We start from the raw sequence: 17,285 nt of genomic DNA on the forward strand, positions 1-17,285 counted from the left end.
CCTGTCATATTCTAACAGGTAATATATACCATTAGCTGATTGCAGAAAGAATATCAGCAATTACTTCCTCCATTGTATGGGTTCCCTCATCAATGGTATAATCAGCATATTTCTCATATAGAGGAGTTCTTTCGTTGTAAAGTGAGACTAAAGACTGTCCCTCTCTCATGACAACTCCTCTCTGCTTAACATCATTCAGACGCTTAGTAAGGACATCCATGGAGACTTTCAGATACACAACTTTTCCTATATTCTTGTAGTGCTCCATGGCTTCTTTTCCATACACTACGCTTCCGCCGGTGGAAATAACGGTCTTTTCAGTTTCAATTTCGGAATTGATCCTGTTTTCCAAATCTACAAATCCATCTATTCCTTCTGCTTCTATAATCTCAGAAAGCTTTCTTCCATCTTTCTCCTGGATCACTATATCCGCATCAATAAAGTTATATCCAAGAATCTTCGCAAGAATTACACCTACTGTGCTCTTTCCGGAAGCAGGCATACCTATCAGTATTATATTGTTTTTTTTCATAATCGCTCCATTTTTCCAGCCTATTGATAGCAGGTCAAAAGATATCCTTCCTGCCACCACGAATACCAAGTAACTATATCACACTTAAGGCAATTGAACCAATCGTATTGGATCGCAAAAAACTTAATTATCAGTGTCGTTCGTCCATATTCTCATACTTTTCGCAGAATCTTGCGGAAAATGAAGCTTTTTCGCCGCCCATTGATAAATGCGTTGTATCGCCAACCCGAAGTGTTCTGAAGGTTACAATGCCCTTTTCGCGCTCCTCAGTTACAACTTCAGTGACTGAGGTAGGAGCTGTTGCAAGGAACTGAAGCGGAATAAATGGTGATACATTCCATAGATGTGATAACAATACACCGGTTATACCGAAATGGCAAAAAAAGGCCAATGTCTTGTCATTGCCATTATCAGTCTTATATATTAGGCCATCTCTTTTATACCCATGGCCAGAAAGAAGCGCGTCAAAATTTTGTATGACATTATCGTATTTAGGGAGCATATCAGATGCCTTTACAAGGTCTGAATCACGCCATCCAATAACATCAAAAAGCTCAGGATGATCACCATAGTATGAAGGAAGCATATCCCATAATATACGCTTGTGATATAACCCTGTGCTTTCATCTTTTATCAGTTCTGTTTTATATGCCCTTTTTGTCTCATCATCAGCAATATTCGCATCAAATTCAGCAGGAAACTCTCTGAGCCAGTCGCAGGTTGTAGCTGTCATATTAAGCTCTTTTAACGAATAATCTGCTGTAGCCCTTGCTCTTCCCAGAGGTGAGACAAAAGCTTCATCTATACCAAAATTTTTAATCTGTTTTGCCAAGAGCTGAGCTTCCACTTTGCCCTTATCTGTTAATCCGTCAATCTCATAATTTGGGTCTCCGTGCCTTATAAATATCAGTCTCATTCTTTTGTCTTATCCTTTTCTTATGTTCATTACAAAAACACTATTCTCTTTATTTTTTCCCAACTATGATAGCACGTTTTTAGACATAGATACACGCTCATTACTCTTCCCATGTTACTACTCATTGATAAACAAGCTGGAAGATGGTATAAATTATATTGAATTATATAGTTTCCTTGAATTATATAGTTTTATATAGAATTATATAGATGAATTAAATTATATAGATTTATATAGGATGGTGGATTATGGCAAGTAAAAACCCTTATACAATAAGTTTTGGAAAAATCCCGACTCAGTTCATCAGTAGAAGTAGCATAATTGACAGCATTACTGATGCTCTTGACAGTGAAACCCCCGATGAGCAGGCCTTTAAGCTAACAGGAATCAGAGGAACTGGCAAGACAGTAACATTAACAGCAATTGAGCGCTATTTTAGAGAAAGAGATGAGTGGATTGTTATTGGAGTACGCCCTGACGCAGAAATAATGACGGATATTGTATCAAATCTATATAGTGCTGTGCCCGCTTTGACTAAGTTCATAGATGCAAATCTAAACTTATCTGCTTTTGGAATTGGCCTTAACCTTTCAAAGAAGAGTCCTGCAACAAGCATGGATTATGTACTTAAAACGTTATTAAGAGAACTTTCAAAAAATGATAAGCGGCTTCTCATAACGATTGATGAAGCAAGGAAGACGAAGGGCATTATTGATTTTATACAGGAGTTTCAAATTCTCATAAGGGAAGAGTTTCCGATAAATCTTGTGGTTGCAGGGCTTTATGAAGACATCGAGAGTATAGAAAACACTGACGGCCTTACTTTTTTCCTTCGCGCCACGAAGTTTGAGATGACTCCTCTGAATATCACCTATATAAGATCAGATTATCAGAATACTTTGGGCGTATCCTATGATGATGCAGAGAAAATGGCATTTATTACAAAGGGATATGCTTTCGCATATCAGGTGCTTGGAAAATACGTATGGGATTCTGGTAAAAAAGCCCTTACAAAAGAAGTCATTATGAAGTTCGACGAAGTTTTAGCAGATAAAGTATATAAGAAGATATGGAGTGAACTGGCACCCAAAGATAAGTACTTCCTGAGCTTTATTGTAAAGAAAGACAAGATGGAAGCAAGTGAACTATTGGAATTAACAAAGCAGAACCATAGCTCGTGGTCTATTCCCCGGGCAAGGCTAAAAGAAAAGGGAATTATTGATGTAGAAACTCGTGGAGTTGTATCGATCAAACTTCCACGATTTAAAGAATTTGTAGATGAGCAAATTGCTCTCGAGGGTGAACTACAAAATGCATGAAAAAAACGGGCATCTGAGGATGCCCGCTTTTTATATCATTTATTATGCGTTAACGATCTTGCCGAAGTCTGGCTTAAGTGAAGCTCCGCCAATGAGACCACCATCGATGTTCTCCTTAGAAAGAAGCTCAGCAGCGTTGCCGGCATTCATTGATCCGCCATACTGGATACGAACTTCATCAGCTGTAGCCTGATCATAAAGCTTAGCAATAAGCTTACGGATAAGTCCGCAAACTTCTTCAGCCTGGTCAGCTGTAGCTGTCTCGCCTGTTCCAATAGCCCAAATAGGCTCGTAAGCGATAACAAGCTTCTTAACCTGATCAGCTGTTACGCCATCAAGATCCCATGTAATCTGTCTCTCGATCCATTCCTTGTATGTGTCAGCCTTACGAAGTGCAAGTGACTCACCACAGCAAAGGATAGGTGTAAGACCTGATGCAAATGCCTTCTTAACCTTCTGGTTAATGAGGATATCGTTCTCACCGAAGATATCTCTTCTCTCTGAGTGTCCGATAATAACATACTCAACACCTGCATCCTTAAGCATAGGAGCTGAGATCTCACCTGTAAATGCACCGTTATCTACGATGTAGAAGTTCTCTGCACCTACATGTACGTTTGTACCCTTAACAGCCTCTGCTACAGGTACGATATCGATAGCTGGAACGCAGTAAACTACGTCTACAGCATCATTCTTTACTAAATCTTTAAGCTCAGCAACAAGTGCAACAGCCTCGCTAGGAGTCTTGTTCATCTTCCAGTTGCCTGCGATAATTCTTCTACGTGCCATTTTTATCACCTCTAATATTTTATTCAAAGGAAGTTCTGCTCTCGCTTACACTCGCCAGAACTAAGTAGTAGTCTAAGCTCGATAAAATCTCGCTAAGACATTACTTATCATTCATTACGCTCTATCGTCAGCAGCGTATACGCCAGGAAGCTTCTTGCCTTCGAGGAATTCAAGAGAAGCTCCACCACCTGTTGAGATGTGGCTCATCTTGTCTGCAAAACCAAGCTGGTTAACAGCTGCTGCACTATCACCACCACCGATGATTGTTGTAGCTTCTGTCTCAGAAAGAGCCTTAGCAACTTCCTTAGTACCATTTGCAAGAACAGGGTTCTCGAATATACCCATAGGTCCGTTCCAAACTACTGTCTTAGCAGACTTAACAGCTTCTGAGTAAAGCTCGATAGTCTTAGGTCCGATATCAGCGCCTTCCTTGTTTGAAGGAATCTTATCTGAATCAACGATTGTTGTAGCGATTGATGGGTTGTCGATAGGGTTAGGGAACTCATCGATGCAAACTGTGTCGATAGGAAGAAGAAGCTTCTTGCCTGACTTCTCAGCCTTTTCCATCATCTCTTTACAATAGTCAATCTTGCTGTCATCAAGGAGAGAGTTACCAATCTCATATCCCTTAGCCTTAAGGAATGTGTAAGCCATACCACCACCGATGATAAGTGTATCGCACTTCTCAAGAAGAGTGTTGATAACATTGAGCTTATCAGCAACCTTTGCACCACCAAGGATAGCTACGAAAGGTCTTACAGGATTCTCTACTGCATTTCCAAGGAAGTCAATTTCCTTCTGCATAAGATATCCAACAGCGTTATTTCCGCCTTTTTCTTTGATGTACTTTGTTACAACTGCTACAGAAGCATGTGCTCTGTGAGCTGAACCGAATGCATCGCAAACATAGTCATCAGCAAGATCAGCAAGCTCTTTTGCAAAAGCCTCGCCAGCCTCTTCAGGCTTTGTCTCTTCCTTGCCTCTGAAACGAGTATTCTGAAGAAGAACAACATCTCCCTCTTTCATAGCCTCTACAGCACCTGTTGCTGCAGCGCCTGTTACGTTGTAATCATCAACAAACTTAACGTCCTTGCCAAGCTTCTCTGAAAGTCTCTTAGCTACAGGAGCAAGTGACTCACCCTCGTTAGGGCCATTTTTTACTTTTCCAAGGTGTGAGCAAAGAATAACCTTGCCGCCATCCTTTATAAGCTTCTTGATTGTAGGAAGAGCTGCAACGATTCTTGTCTCGTCTGTGATCTCGCCGTTCTTAAGAGGTACGTTGAAATCGCAACGAACAAGTACGCGTCTGCCCTTTACGTTGATGTCATCAACTGACTTTTTATTAAGACTCATCTTTTTTGTCTCCTTTTCGTTTTAAAAAAGGTCCGGTCCATTTGGACCGGACCTTTTAGTTAATCCTTAATTACTTAACAAACTTTTCAAAATATTTGATTGTACGAACCATCTGTGATGTGTATGAGTTCTCGTTGTCATACCATGAAACAACCTGAACTTCATAGAGGCCATCGCCGATTGCTGTAACCATTGTCTGTGTAGCATCGAAGAGTGAACCATATGTCATTCCAACGATATCTGAAGATACGATCTCATCCTCGTTGTATCCGAATGTCTCAGGATCTGAAGCTTTCTTCATAGCTTCGTTGATTGCTTCCTTTGTAAGTTCCTTGTCAGACTTAACAACTGCGAAAAGAAGTGTTGTTGAACCTGTTGGAACAGGAACTCTCTGAGCAGCTCCGATGAGCTTGCCGTTAAGTTCAGGGATAACAAGACCGATAGCCTTTGCAGCACCTGTTGAGTTAGGAACGATGTTAACAGCGCCTGCACGTGCTCTTCTAAGGTCACCCTTTCTCTGTGGTCCGTCAAGGATCATCTGATCACCTGTGTAAGCATGGATTGTAGCCATGATACCAGACTGGATAGGTGCGAAATCGTTAAGAGCCTTAGCCATAGGTGCTAAGCAGTTTGTTGTGCAAGATGCAGCTGAAATGATGTTGTCATCTGCTGTAAGTGTCTCGTGGTTAACGTTATATACGATTGTAGGAAGATCATTTCCTGCAGGAGCAGAAATAACAACCTTCTTTGCACCAGCGTTGATGTGAGCCTGAGCCTTGTCCTTTGATGTGTAGAAACCTGTACACTCAAGAACAACGTCTACTCCGATTTCTCCCCAAGGAAGGTTATTAGCATCAGCTTCCTTGTAGATTTTGATTTCCTTACCGTTTACAGTAATGGAATCCTCGCCGTAAGATACCTTATCAGCGTATTTGTACTTGCCCTGTGATGAATCATACTTAAGAAGGTGTGCAAGCATCTTAGGCGCTGTAAGATCATTGATTGCTACGATCTCTGTTCCTTCGTGCTCAAACATCTGTCTGAATGCAAGACGACCGATACGGCCAAAACCATTGATTGCTACTTTAACTGCCATTTTAAGTTCCTCCTAAAATGAATTATATGTTTAGTTGCTGTTACATATCATATTTGATAAATTTTTATCAGCAATTCTTATTCTAATAGACTTTTAGGTATAAATCAAGTAAGATTGCAAAATTTTATGCTAGAATATGCTTAAAAAAAACTAAAGATATATTTCTCAATATTGATAACTTATGGAGCGATAACACCATGAATAATTTTCTTCCACCAGACTATCACATGCACACACATAATTCCGGAGACAGCACAGCACCAATGGAGGAAATGATCTTATCCTCTATTAAAAGAGGCCTAAATGAGATTTGTTTCACAGAGCACTTGGATCTTAACTACCCTCTTTTGCCGGATCTTCCGCCAAATGTCTTTGACCTTGACATAAAAGCCTATCGTAATGAGTTTTTATACTATAGTAAAAAATACAGCGACAGGATCACTCTGAATTTCGGTGTTGAAATAGGAATGCAAAACGATTGTGTTCAGGAAAATCTCTCATTTGTAAGGGATAACAATTTTGATTTTGTTATTGCTTCGCAGCACTTATTAGACAAAAAAGACCCTTTCTACCCTAATTTCTGGGAAGGCGGCAGCATTGAAAACATTTTCAAAAAATATTTCGAGGAAACACTTGAAAACGTAAAAGGCTTTACAGATTTTGATGTTCTTGGACATATAGATTACATTGCCCGCTACGTTCCCGATGGCGACACCTCTTATTCTTACTCAAAATATAGCGATATAATCGATGCTATTTTGGAGTATCTCATAAAAAATGATAAGGGACTTGATTTAAACTCTAAGGTTCTTGCCTACGAAGACAAAACTCTTTTACCAAATCCTTGTCCTGAAATAATAAAAAGGTACAAAGAACTGGGCGGCAAAATCATAACCTTCGGGTCTGATGCGCACACTCCTGAAAGGGTTGCTACTCACTTTGAAGAAATGACAGAACTTGCAAAAAAGAGCGGATTCACCGAGTACTACACCTTCAAAAAAAGAGTCCCAACAGTACATAAACTATTGTAAAATATAGTAATGAAGATCAGATTTCTTTTTACAAAGAGAATATTGATTGTTCTTGGTGTATTATCCCTTGCAACTATAGGTTGCGGCAACGAATCAGAAGGTCCACGCGATGTTAGTGCTTCCTCCGAAATTTCAGTTTCCGCTCCCACAAAAGGCACAAGGGACAATACGCCTGTTTGTCTTGTACCTGAAGCTAGCGGGACAGTTATATATGAGAATGAATTTGCTCATCTTGACGCTTCCAACACTTCTGAGGGATACGTAATTGTCAGATATACAGGAGAATCCCCCAAGGTCAAGCTTCAGATCACCGGGCCTGATGAGACTACATATACTTATAATCTTAATTCACGAACTCCCACTGATGAAGTTTTCCCTCTTCAGTCAGGCAATGGTGAATACCTTGTAAATGTTTATGAGAACATTGAAAAGACTCAGTATTCTATGGTTTTTTCCCAGATGGTCGAAGTAAATATTTCCAATGAGTTTTCACCTTTTTTATATCCCAACCAGTACGTCAATTTCACAAAAGATAATGCGGCTGTTTCCAAGGGTCAGGAACTTAGTTATTCCTGCAACAACGATCTGGAGGTTGTATCATCTGTGTACAACTTTATGATTGATAACATCACTTACGACTACCATGAAGCCGAAACAGTTCAAAGCGGCTATATTCCTGATATTGATGAAGTTCTTTCAACCAAAAAAGGAATATGTCTCGATTATGCAGTTCTTATGAGCAGCATGCTGCGAAGCCAAAGGATTCCCACCAGAATGGAAGTAGGCTATGCCGGAACTGCCTATCACGCATGGATAAGCACTTATATCACGGATGTTGGTTGGGTTAACGGAATCATAGAGTTTGACGGAACAAAGTGGTCACTCATGGATCCAACCTTCGCATCCAACGTCAATGAAAAAGAACTAAAGAGCTTTATTGGAGATGGATCTAATTACTCCGTAAAATATATCTATTAGGGATTGGATTATGAAAACAAAAAGAAAAATCAAACAACTAAACAGCTACGAAATATCAAGTTTTTGCAGACAGCTTGCTCTTCTCTTAAGAGCAGGTATTGCTCCTTCAGACAGCATTGAAATATTGTCTGAAGATACCGATGACTCTTCCATAAAACAAATTCTTGATTCCATCAGCCTGGTTCTAAGAAGTGGTGAAAAATTCCATGTTGCCCTGGCTATGAGTGAAGTTTTCCCGGACTATGTTTCTCACATGGTTACAATTGGAGAAGAATCCGGAAATATAGACGTTGTTATGGACTCTCTTGCTGACTACTACGAACGAGAGGACAACATTCAGTCCAGTATAAAAAGTGCCATCAGCTACCCTCTCGTCATGGTTTTTATGATGCTTGTTGTGGTTATGGTACTTGTCTTAAAGGTTCTTCCGATTTTTGAACAAGTCTTTGCACAGCTAGGAACGACAATGAGTGGCTTCTCCCAGTCTCTTTTAAATCTCGGAAATCTGCTTAACAGATACTCCTTCATATTTGTTACTTTTTTGGTTCTTTTGGCAATTTTATTTTTATATATCACTTATACGATATCAGGTCGTAAGGCTTTCAGAAAATTCATTGGTGGATTTGCACCGACCAGAAAGCTTATGCAGGAACTTGAAAGTGAACGTTTTGCAAGCGGAATGGTACTTACTCTTTCAAGCGGTATGGATACCTTTGAAGGACTTGCTTTGGTAAAAAAGCTAGTGGAGTCAAATGAGATGAAAGAAAAAATTGATAATTGTAAAGAAATGCTCATTGACGGAAGCAGTTTTCCGGAAGCTCTTTTGGCTTCTAAAATATTCACCTCATTCTATGCACAGATGGTAGATGTTGGTTTCAAATCAGGAGCAATGGACAAGGCAATGAAACAGATTGCTGACAGGTTTGAACGCGAGACCCAGAGAAAAATCTCATCCATAATTTCTATTATTGAACCTACTTTGGTAATAATACTCTCCATAATAGTCGGAATGATTCTTTTATCAGTGATCATGCCACTTATGGGCATAATGACATCTATAGGATAATCAAATGAGAAACAGATTTGAAAAGAAAAGAAATATATTAACCATATCTGATAGTGTATACAGGATTCTTTCCGCAGTAATTTTTGCTGCTATTATCCTGTTATTTTACTTTGCCGTTGACGCTTCAGGAAAAAACACCATCGAAAAACAACAGGAATCTCTGGAGCGGGCTTTAGCCAGGGATATTGTACAATGCTACGCGATTGAAGGCATGTATCCACCGGATCTGTCATATCTTGAAGATCACTACGGGCTCACCTATGACAAAACCACATTTTTCGTGGATTATCAGCCAATCGCTTCGAATCTTTATCCTGATGTAACCGTCCTCAAAATAAACAACTAAGCAGGAGAAACATATGGATTATATAAGAAACAAACATCATATTGTAGATGTAGCATTCATACTGTGTCTCATGCTTTTATTTATACTGTCTGCGCTTTCAGTTATTTCTCTGGGTGCCGGTATCTACAAAAAGAATGTGGATACAATGAAAAGCAACTATGACCACAGAACTGCCTGTGCTTATATCACTGAAAAAGTCAGACAGTCCGATAATAATGGCGCAATTTTTGTCACAAACCTTTTTGGACAGAACACTCTTGTTTTGCAGGAGGAAGTAAACAGTACTTTATACAATACTTATATTTATGACTATAACGGATATCTGATGGAGTTGTATGCAAGAGCGGACCTCACAAACTTCTACCCCCAGTCAGGTCAGAAGATCCTTGAAATCCACTCTTTTGATGTCTCATATGTAAATGAATCTCTTTTATCTGTAAATATTGTATTAGAGGACGGCGAAAATGAAGTCGTCTATATAGCAAAAAGAAGCACAGAGGAAAACTAAATGAACCAAAGAATCAATTCAAGAACAAGCCTTTTCCTTATGGAGCTTATAGTTGCAGTATTCTTTTTTTCACTTTCTGCCGCGGTATGTGTAAAACTATTTGTAGCCTCCCATGAGTTGGCTGACAAAACAGTTAACTTAAATCACGCTGTCACATGGTCCCAGTCCATTGCAGAAAGCTTTGTCAGTGCAAAAGGCGACATAAATGAAATTGGCAACTTATACCCTTCAGCATTTATTTCAGATAATAATCTCATAATCTTTTTTGATGATAACTGGGAATATATGGATGGAAATTCAGCAAAAGCTTCATTTGAAGCAATATTGAGCACAAAAGAAATGCCTGCATCCAAAGCGTATTCAGATGTCACAAAATATAATATCCAGCTCAATGGTAATGCTATCTGTGGCACTATTAAGATTGTAGATGTCAGAGGTCTTGATGAACCGATTCTTGAAATTGATGAAAACAATCCGAATATCATCCACAGTATATCTGTTGACACTTATAGGGGAAATTAAAAATGTCAAAAAGTAAAAATCTTCCGGGTGCCCACGTTGGAAGCGCATCTATATTACTTATTTTTACAGTCTTAAGTCTCATATCTTTTGCCTGTCTATCCCTTGTAAACTCAAGGGCAGACTATAACTTGAGCAATAAACTTGCAGAACGTGAACGAATATACTATAATGCATGTCACCAAGGAAATGCTTTTCTTGCGGCAGTAAATTCAGGGTATGATTATGGACTTGAAAATGGTATAATCAAAGAAAGTATACAAATTAATGACAATCAAACTCTCGATATTACGTTAAGTGTAAATACTGTAAACAATTTGAGCACTTCAAGCAATTTCTACAGCATTAAGCAATGGCAAATCGTCAACCACGAGGATTTCGAGTATGATTACTCTCTCCCCGTTAAGCAAAACTAATTAATTTGTTAAAACAATTTTCTCAGAGACTTTATCAAATTTTAATTATTTGCATAACGATTTAACGCTTATTTTCAAAATGTTGTGATACAATAATTTATGTACTGAACTACATTAAATTTAAAAAAAGAAATTGTTTTAATTGTCTCATACTAAATTACTTATTGGAGGTTCAATATGGGAAAAAGAATACTCATTACTGATGACGCCGCTTTCATGCGTATGATGCTTAAGGATATCCTTTCCAAGAATGGATATGAGATTGCCGGCGAAGCAGAGAACGGAAAGATTGCAATCGAAAAATATAATGAGTTGAAACCCGACCTTGTAACTCTCGATATCACAATGCCCGAGCTTGATGGTATTGGAGCTCTAAAGGGAATTAAGGCTGCAGATCCTAATGCGGTTTGTATTATGTGCTCTGCTATGGGTCAGCAAGCAATGGTTATAGAATCTATTCAGGCTGGTGCCAAGGACTTCATCGTTAAGCCTTTCCAGGCTGACCGTGTTCTTGAGGCCGTTAAAAAAGCCATCGGATAATAATACTTTGCGAATTTCAAAAAACCAGTAATGACTGCGTCATTACTGGTTTTTTTATGCTGAATCATGGTAATTTCCGTGGCTCAATCATAGAACGATATTGTCACTCTTCCTGGAATTCCTCTGTCATTCCGGCCACCTTCGCAGTCTCCAAGACCAAGTGGTCCCATAGGAGCCATTGCGTAGCGGTTCTTGATTTCGAGCTTACCAATCTTGATAGGCTCAAAAAGTCCTTGGTACTTCATTAAATCTCCTCCTTATTTTTAATGACATACGCCATTTGTTATTTTTTTGTCATAATATGCATTAATTTTAACCTATGATTTTTTTCCAAGCCATCAACAAAAAGTTTCATACGCTAAACAATAAATTTATGTTAAGCCGGACATGCTTTTTCTCCATAAAAATAGCCCTACACCGTTTTTTAAACGGCATAGGACTATTTATTAAAGTGGGTTTATGAACCTTTTTATAATTAAAACTTACTGCTGTGTACTGTGTCTGAACAGAGGAAGGATCAAATGCGAAGCCCATAGCCGGTGAGCAAGGAGCATTGTGGTTCTGCTCATCTTCCCAGGCAAGAGATTCTGCTGAGCCTGAGCCATCAAGTGGCCACTGAATAAAAGAGTTATTCTTTTCTTTTAGCTTTTGCATAATAAACCTTTGTACCTGTCTAATTGGTATTTCAGAACCGTTAGAGCCCTGGATTGTGGTTCTTCTCTTAATGCCACCTCTAACTTACCATAATCGATTTTCAATGTCACACCTGCTAACTGTGCCTGCATTTCCAGACTGGATGAGAAGGGCTGCCCATATGCCAATTCAATATTCTCATCAATAGAATTATCCATTGGAAAGCGCGTAAAATCACTAAGAAGACCAGCTCCATTGTCAAACACAGGTGCTTCAAAACATTCTTCTGTTTCAGTATCCACAATTATTCCAAGATTATTAAAATGCCTGTCGGTATTCAATATAAGCATATCAAATGAAAGTATTTTTGACAGATAATCACTGCAATCAAACCCTGTGTAATCACGTATAAATTCTTTTATAAAATTTATCCTATCCTGAGGATCATCCATAATGATAATGCGCTCAGACAGGTTCCCTCCAAAATACATATCATACAATCTTTGAAAACTCAAAAAAGAACATCCTTCTTTTAAAAAATTCTGAGATCTGCATCCTTTTTTCCCATTGATAGTACATTCTTCGTATCCGACAAAATAATCCACATTCGAACAGGAAAGAACAAGCGATGCCAACTGCTCAGTTTTTCCTTCATAACCTGCTCTGTTCTCTTTATACCAAAATCCCTTATCAAAGTATTTTGGCTGAGTTCCCTTTGAACTTCCTGCAACCATCACCATCGCACGAGGGCTTAACTTGTAGTCTCTCATATCAATTTGACATCCTTCCATTTTATTTTTTCATCGTGAAGCTTAATCCAAAAAGTATCTTCATAAGTCACTCCGTGAGACAGTTTAATAAATTCATAAGGATTATTGGATGTAAGATTAGCTTTTTCTAAAATTCTGTCAAGGTCCGCCCGTCCATCCTCGTAGCATCTGTCCTTCAAAAAAGAATAAAAACGCTCTAAATTAAGCCTGTTTCCGGAAAAAGGTTGTCCTATACCATCTTTCTTTATTTTGTTGAATTTAATATTTTTTCTACTTCTATCAAGTTCCACTATACACACTATTTCATCTCGATCCATAACATCATACACTGTATAATCTACCGGAGTCAGGTGTATATCCATGCCAAGCACATCCAATATAGAAAGAAGTGTATCTAAAGAAGGCATCTGCTTTCCCGATTCAAATCTACTATAATTTGACTGTTTAATACCGCATAGCTTCGCCATCTGCACTTGAGTCATTCCAAGAGCTTTTCTTCTTTTCTTTATTTTTATGATTATTTCTTCAACATTTTGCTTCATGCGTTATTCCTCTGTAATTAGAATATATCATTTTTGATATATTATCAAACAAAAAAAGAGCTGCAAAAATGATTTCTCATTTTTTACAGCCTCTCGTCTTTATAACACTCATTTTTTATGCAGTTTCTTCTGCCTTATTTCCTGTATAAAGCTGGTAGTAACGCTGCTTCTTGGCAATAAGTTCATCGTGAGTTCCCTGCTCTACGATACGACCCTGTTCAAGGACTACTATACAGTCACTGTTTTTAACAGTTGAAAGCCTATGGGCAATAACAAAGGTAGTTCTGCCCTTCATGAGCTTATCCATACCATCCTGAACAATCTTTTCTGTTCTGGTATCAATTGAAGATGTCGCTTCATCAAGGATAAGTACCGGAGGATCTGCGATGGCAGCTCTGGCAATAGCCAGGAGCTGGCGCTGTCCCTGTGAAAGATTTGCTCCATCACCTGTGAGCATTGTGTCATATCCTTCAGGAAGTCTTTTAATAAATCCGTGAGCATTTGCAAGCTTAGCTGCTGCAATTACTTCTTCGTCTGTTGCATCGAGCTTTCCATAGCGGATATTGTCTCGTACAGTTCCGGTAAAAAGATGTGTATCCTGAAGTACTATTCCAAGTGAACGGCGAAGGTCAGCTTTTTTGATCTTGTTGATATTGATATTGTCGTATCTGATCTTACCATCCTGAATATCGTAAAATCTGTTGATAAGGTTTGTGATTGTTGTCTTTCCTGCACCTGTTGAACCAACAAAAGCAATCTTCTGACCAGGCTTTGCGTGAAGGACAATATCGTGAAGAACCATCTTTTCATCTGTATAACCAAAGTCTACGCCATTAAATGTAACATCACCTTCCATTGGCTGATAGGTTGTAGTGTTGTCAGCCTTGTGATAATGCTTCCAAGCCCAGTGACCTGTGTGATGATCTGCTTCAACAACCTGTCCGTCCTTGATTTCTGCATCAACCAAGGTTACATATCCTTCATCTGTCTCAGGCTTTTCATCAAGAAGTCTGAAAATACGCTCTGCACCTGCAAGTGCCATTATGATTGAGTTAAACTGCATGCTTACCTGGTTGATAGGCATTGAGAAGCTCTTATTGAAAGTAAGGAAACTTGCAAGAGCACCAACAGTGAAGCCAACAGCAACTGAATCAGAAAGAGCTATCGCACCACCGATCATAGCACAGATAACATAACTTGTATTACCAAGCTGAGCATTTATCGGGCCAAGAGCACCAGAAAAGCCGTTAGCCTTAAAGGAACTCTCATAAAGCTGCTGATTGAGCTCATCGAATTTTTCGATTGCTTCCTGCTCATGATTGAATACTTTGATTACTTTCTGGCCAGTCATCATCTCTTCGATATAACCATTTAATGAGCCAATGTTCTTCTGCTGAGCTACGAAATTTTTACCTGAAGCCTTTGTTGCCTTAGCTGAGCAAAACAGCATAATTCCAACCATCAAAAGAGTTATCAGAGTCAATGGAATACTGAGCACAACCATAGAGATCAGAACGCTCACGATTGTGATCGCACTGCTGAGCATCTGTGGAATACTCTGGCTTATCATCTGTCTTAAAGTATCAATATCATTGGTGTAGATTGACATGATATCGCCATGGGCATTTGTATCAAAATACTTTATAGGAAGACTCTCCATGTGGACAAAAAGCTCTTCACGAAGTTTTCTTAGTGTTCCCTGGTTTATGTAGATCATGACCTTTGCCTGAACGAAAGCTGCGATCACACCTAATCCATAGAATATCGCAACTCTTCCCATCGCAGCAAGAAGCGGGCCATAATCACTGTTTCCGCTATCGAGCATAGGCTGAATATAGGAATCAATAAGAGTCTTTGTAAAAAGAGTTCCCTGTACACTTGAAAATACTGTTAACAGTATGCAAACAAGCACAGTTATCATATGTAAAGGATAGTATTTAAACACATATCCCATAATTCTCTTAAATAAAGCACCGGGGTTTTGTACCTTTGGTCTTGGCATTCCTCGTCTGTTCCCACCGCCGGGACCTGTTTTTATCTGTTTTGTTTCTGCCATTATTTAGCCTCCATCTATAAATAAAAAGTTATAAACAATGTGGAAGTTATGCCTCCATCTGAACATCTCCGGCATAACACATTCGAACAAGCTTAAAAAACACAGCCGGTTCTCTTAGCCAGCCTGATCAAAGTCCGCATCTCCCGATGCTCCGGTCTGTGACTCATATACTTCCCTATAAATATCATTGGATTTAAGAAGTTCATCATGTGATCCAAATCCATTCACCTTACCATCGTCCATGACGATTATTCTGTCGCATCCCTGAACTGAGCTTATACGCTGAGCAATGATAAGCTTTGTGGTTCCAGGTATTTCCTCTGCAAAAGCCTTCCTGATTTTGGCATCTGTAGCTGTATCAACAGCACTTGTTGAATCATCAAGGATAAGGATCTTAGGCTTCTTTAAAAGAGCTCTTGCGATACAAAGTCTCTGTCTCTGTCCACCGGAAACATTGGTTCCGCCCTGCTCGATCTCTGTGTTATAGCCCTGAGGCATCTTCTCTATGAATTCGTCAGCGCAGGCCATTCTGCAGGCTCTCTTGCATTCTTCCAAAGATGCATCCTTATTGCCCCATCTGAGGTTATCAAGAATTGTTCCGGAGAACAGCACATTCTTTTGAAGTACTACAGAAACCTGATCTCTCAAAGTCTCAAGGTCATAATCTCTTACATCGATGCCGCCGACCTTAACTGAACCGCCTGTGACATCATAGAGTCTGCTTATCAGATTTACCAAAGAAGATTTCGCAGAACCTGTTCCTCCGATGATACCTATTGTCTCGCCGGGATTTATCTCAAGATTTATGTCTTTTAACACCGGTTCTTCTGAAGTCTGGTTGTATGCAAAGCTTACATGGTCAAAAGAAATACTTCCGTCCGGAACCTCTTTAATGGCCTTGTCATTATTTGTGATATTTGTTTTCTCTTCGATAACTTCTGCGATTCGCTTACCGCTTGCTGAAGCCATTGTGAGCATAACAAAGATCATAGCAAGCATCATGAGGTTCATGAGGATTGTCATACAGTAGGTCAAAAGACTCATCAGATTACCTGTTGTGAGGCTTCCACCAACTATCATATGCGCACCAAGCCAGCTGATAAGGAGAATGCAGATATACACTGTACCTGTCATGATAGGGCTCATGAAAACAACGTTGGATTCAGCTTTTACAAACATGTTGTAAATATTAAGAGCAGCTTTTTTAAATTTATTGTTCTCGTAATCTTCTCTTACATAAGCCTTTACTACTCTGATTGCTGATACATTTTCCTGAACACTCTCATTTAGAGCATCATACTTTTCAAATACTTCTTTGAAATATTTAGTTGCCCTGTTCATTATAAATACCATGATAACTGAAAGAACTGCCACAGCAACCAGATAAATAGAAGCAAGCTCTGCATTTATGGTAAATGCTGCGATCATGGCAATAATAAGAGATGAAGGTGCTCTCATAGCCATTCTGAGTGTCATCATATAGGCATTCTGGATGTTTGTTACATCGGTTGTAAGTCTTGTTACAAGACCTGAAGTTGAGAACTTATCTATATTCGAGAACGAAAATGTCTGGATATTATCGAACATAGCCTTTCTCAAATTTCTGGCAAAACCAGCTGATGCCTTAGCTCCAAAATAAGCTCCACCAAGGCCGGCAAGAAGTCCAAGAATTGCGATCACGATCATCATGCCGCCTGTTCTAAAGATCAGAGCCATGTCGCCGCCATATATACCCAGATCGACGATTCTGGCCATCAGGATTGGAATTACCATTTCACAGATAACTTCTCCAATCATACAGATTGGAGTCATTATGGAAGGAAATTTAAATTCCTTTATTTCTTTTAGTAATGTCTTAACCATATATTTCTCCCT

General features: G+C 39.1%; 20 protein-coding genes. 9 read left to right on the forward strand and 11 right to left on the reverse strand.

The genetic code is table 11. The annotated features are described in order from the left end of the window. Positions 1-31 precede the first annotated feature (31 nt). Together BM146_RS03965 and BM146_RS03970 are read right to left on the reverse strand one after the other, a co-directional pair. Positions 32-532: a shikimate kinase gene (locus BM146_RS03965; RefSeq protein WP_022773066.1), complete on the reverse strand. Its 501-nt coding sequence runs from the start codon at positions 530-532 to the stop codon at positions 32-34. Between the two features lie 130 nt (positions 533-662). After that, on the reverse strand, positions 663-1,448 hold the full coding sequence (locus BM146_RS03970) for a histidine phosphatase family protein (protein WP_074884679.1): 786 nt from the start codon (positions 1,446-1,448) through the stop codon (positions 663-665). A gap of 248 nt (positions 1,449-1,696) precedes the next feature. Here BM146_RS03970 and BM146_RS03975 point away from each other — a divergent pair, with 248 nt between their 5' ends. Beyond that, the gene (locus tag BM146_RS03975; protein WP_074884683.1) at positions 1,697-2,767 is read left to right on the forward strand and encodes a P-loop NTPase family protein; all 1,071 of its coding nucleotides are present in this window, start codon (positions 1,697-1,699) and stop codon (positions 2,765-2,767) included. A 42-nt stretch (positions 2,768-2,809) separates the two neighbouring features. On the opposite strand, the gene tpiA is transcribed toward BM146_RS03975, so the two are convergent. From tpiA to gap, 3 genes are all read right to left on the reverse strand, one after another. Beyond that, positions 2,810-3,556 carry a triose-phosphate isomerase gene (gene tpiA, locus BM146_RS03980; RefSeq protein ID WP_022773064.1) on the reverse strand — a complete coding sequence of 249 codons (747 nt, stop codon included), beginning with the start codon at positions 3,554-3,556 and terminating at the stop codon, positions 2,810-2,812. A 114-nt stretch (positions 3,557-3,670) separates the two neighbouring features. Beyond that, the gene (locus BM146_RS03985) at positions 3,671-4,909 is read right to left on the reverse strand and encodes a phosphoglycerate kinase (RefSeq protein ID WP_074884685.1); all 1,239 of its coding nucleotides are present in this window, start codon (positions 4,907-4,909) and stop codon (positions 3,671-3,673) included. A gap of 70 nt (positions 4,910-4,979) precedes the next feature. Further along, complete coding sequence (gap, locus tag BM146_RS03990) at positions 4,980-6,005, reverse strand: type I glyceraldehyde-3-phosphate dehydrogenase (protein ID WP_022773061.1); 1,026 nt, start codon at positions 6,003-6,005, stop codon at positions 4,980-4,982. A 197-nt stretch (positions 6,006-6,202) separates the two neighbouring features. Between gap and BM146_RS03995 the strand changes: the two genes are divergently transcribed. The 8 genes from BM146_RS03995 to BM146_RS04030 all read left to right on the forward strand — a co-directional run bounded on the left by BM146_RS03995 (position 6,203) and on the right by BM146_RS04030 (position 11,409). Then, complete coding sequence (locus BM146_RS03995; protein ID WP_074884688.1) at positions 6,203-7,036, forward strand: histidinol-phosphatase HisJ family protein; 834 nt, start codon at positions 6,203-6,205, stop codon at positions 7,034-7,036. A gap of 9 nt (positions 7,037-7,045) precedes the next feature. After that, positions 7,046-8,014 carry a transglutaminase-like domain-containing protein gene (locus BM146_RS04000; protein ID WP_074884690.1) on the forward strand — a complete coding sequence of 323 codons (969 nt, stop codon included), beginning with the start codon at positions 7,046-7,048 and terminating at the stop codon, positions 8,012-8,014. Between the two features lie 10 nt (positions 8,015-8,024). Beyond that, a complete protein-coding gene (locus BM146_RS04005) occupies positions 8,025-9,080 on the forward strand; it encodes a type II secretion system F family protein (RefSeq protein ID WP_074884693.1) in 1,056 nt (351 codons plus the stop codon). 4 nt (positions 9,081-9,084) lie between these two features. Continuing rightward, complete coding sequence (locus tag BM146_RS04010; protein WP_074884696.1) at positions 9,085-9,426, forward strand: hypothetical protein; 342 nt, start codon at positions 9,085-9,087, stop codon at positions 9,424-9,426. 13 nt (positions 9,427-9,439) lie between these two features. Beyond that, positions 9,440-9,934, forward strand: coding sequence for a DUF4860 domain-containing protein (locus tag BM146_RS04015; protein ID WP_074884699.1), 495 nt, complete (start codon positions 9,440-9,442; stop codon positions 9,932-9,934). After that, the gene (locus BM146_RS04020; protein ID WP_074884702.1) at positions 9,935-10,456 is read left to right on the forward strand and encodes a hypothetical protein; all 522 of its coding nucleotides are present in this window, start codon (positions 9,935-9,937) and stop codon (positions 10,454-10,456) included. It abuts the gene before it with no gap. Positions 10,457-10,458: 2 nt separating this feature from the next. Then, positions 10,459-10,869, forward strand: coding sequence for a hypothetical protein (locus BM146_RS04025; protein WP_074884705.1), 411 nt, complete (start codon positions 10,459-10,461; stop codon positions 10,867-10,869). A 177-nt stretch (positions 10,870-11,046) separates the two neighbouring features. Next, entirely contained in the window at positions 11,047-11,409 is a 363-nt protein-coding gene (locus BM146_RS04030; RefSeq protein WP_022773049.1) for a response regulator, read from the forward strand. Positions 11,410-11,492: 83 nt separating this feature from the next. Here BM146_RS04030 and BM146_RS19130 read toward each other — a convergent pair whose 3' ends face one another. From BM146_RS19130 to BM146_RS04055, 6 genes are all read right to left on the reverse strand, one after another. After that, positions 11,493-11,654 (reverse strand): hypothetical protein, encoded by a 162-nt coding sequence (locus BM146_RS19130; protein ID WP_177201576.1) that lies wholly within the window; start codon positions 11,652-11,654, stop codon positions 11,493-11,495. Between the two features lie 106 nt (positions 11,655-11,760). Then, on the reverse strand, positions 11,761-12,063 hold the full coding sequence (locus BM146_RS04035; RefSeq protein WP_074884708.1) for a hypothetical protein: 303 nt from the start codon (positions 12,061-12,063) through the stop codon (positions 11,761-11,763). Beyond that, positions 12,051-12,812: a HipA domain-containing protein gene (locus BM146_RS04040; protein WP_074884711.1), complete on the reverse strand. Its 762-nt coding sequence runs from the start codon at positions 12,810-12,812 to the stop codon at positions 12,051-12,053. The genes BM146_RS04035 and BM146_RS04040 overlap by 13 nt, the downstream gene beginning before the upstream one ends. Further along, positions 12,809-13,354, reverse strand: a complete 546-nt coding sequence (locus BM146_RS04045) for a helix-turn-helix domain-containing protein (RefSeq protein ID WP_074884715.1) — start codon at positions 13,352-13,354, stop codon at positions 12,809-12,811. Before BM146_RS04045 ends, BM146_RS04040 begins: the two co-directional genes overlap by 4 nt. A gap of 115 nt (positions 13,355-13,469) precedes the next feature. Continuing rightward, positions 13,470-15,410, reverse strand: coding sequence for an ABC transporter ATP-binding protein (locus tag BM146_RS04050; protein WP_074884718.1), 1,941 nt, complete (start codon positions 15,408-15,410; stop codon positions 13,470-13,472). 114 nt (positions 15,411-15,524) lie between these two features. Next, positions 15,525-17,273 (reverse strand): ABC transporter ATP-binding protein, encoded by a 1,749-nt coding sequence (locus tag BM146_RS04055; protein WP_074884721.1) that lies wholly within the window; start codon positions 17,271-17,273, stop codon positions 15,525-15,527. Positions 17,274-17,285 lie beyond the last annotated feature (12 nt).

The sequence above is a fragment of the Butyrivibrio proteoclasticus genome, assembly GCF_900115735.1.
Classification (GTDB): Bacteria; Bacillota; Clostridia; order Lachnospirales; family Lachnospiraceae; genus Butyrivibrio; species Butyrivibrio proteoclasticus_B.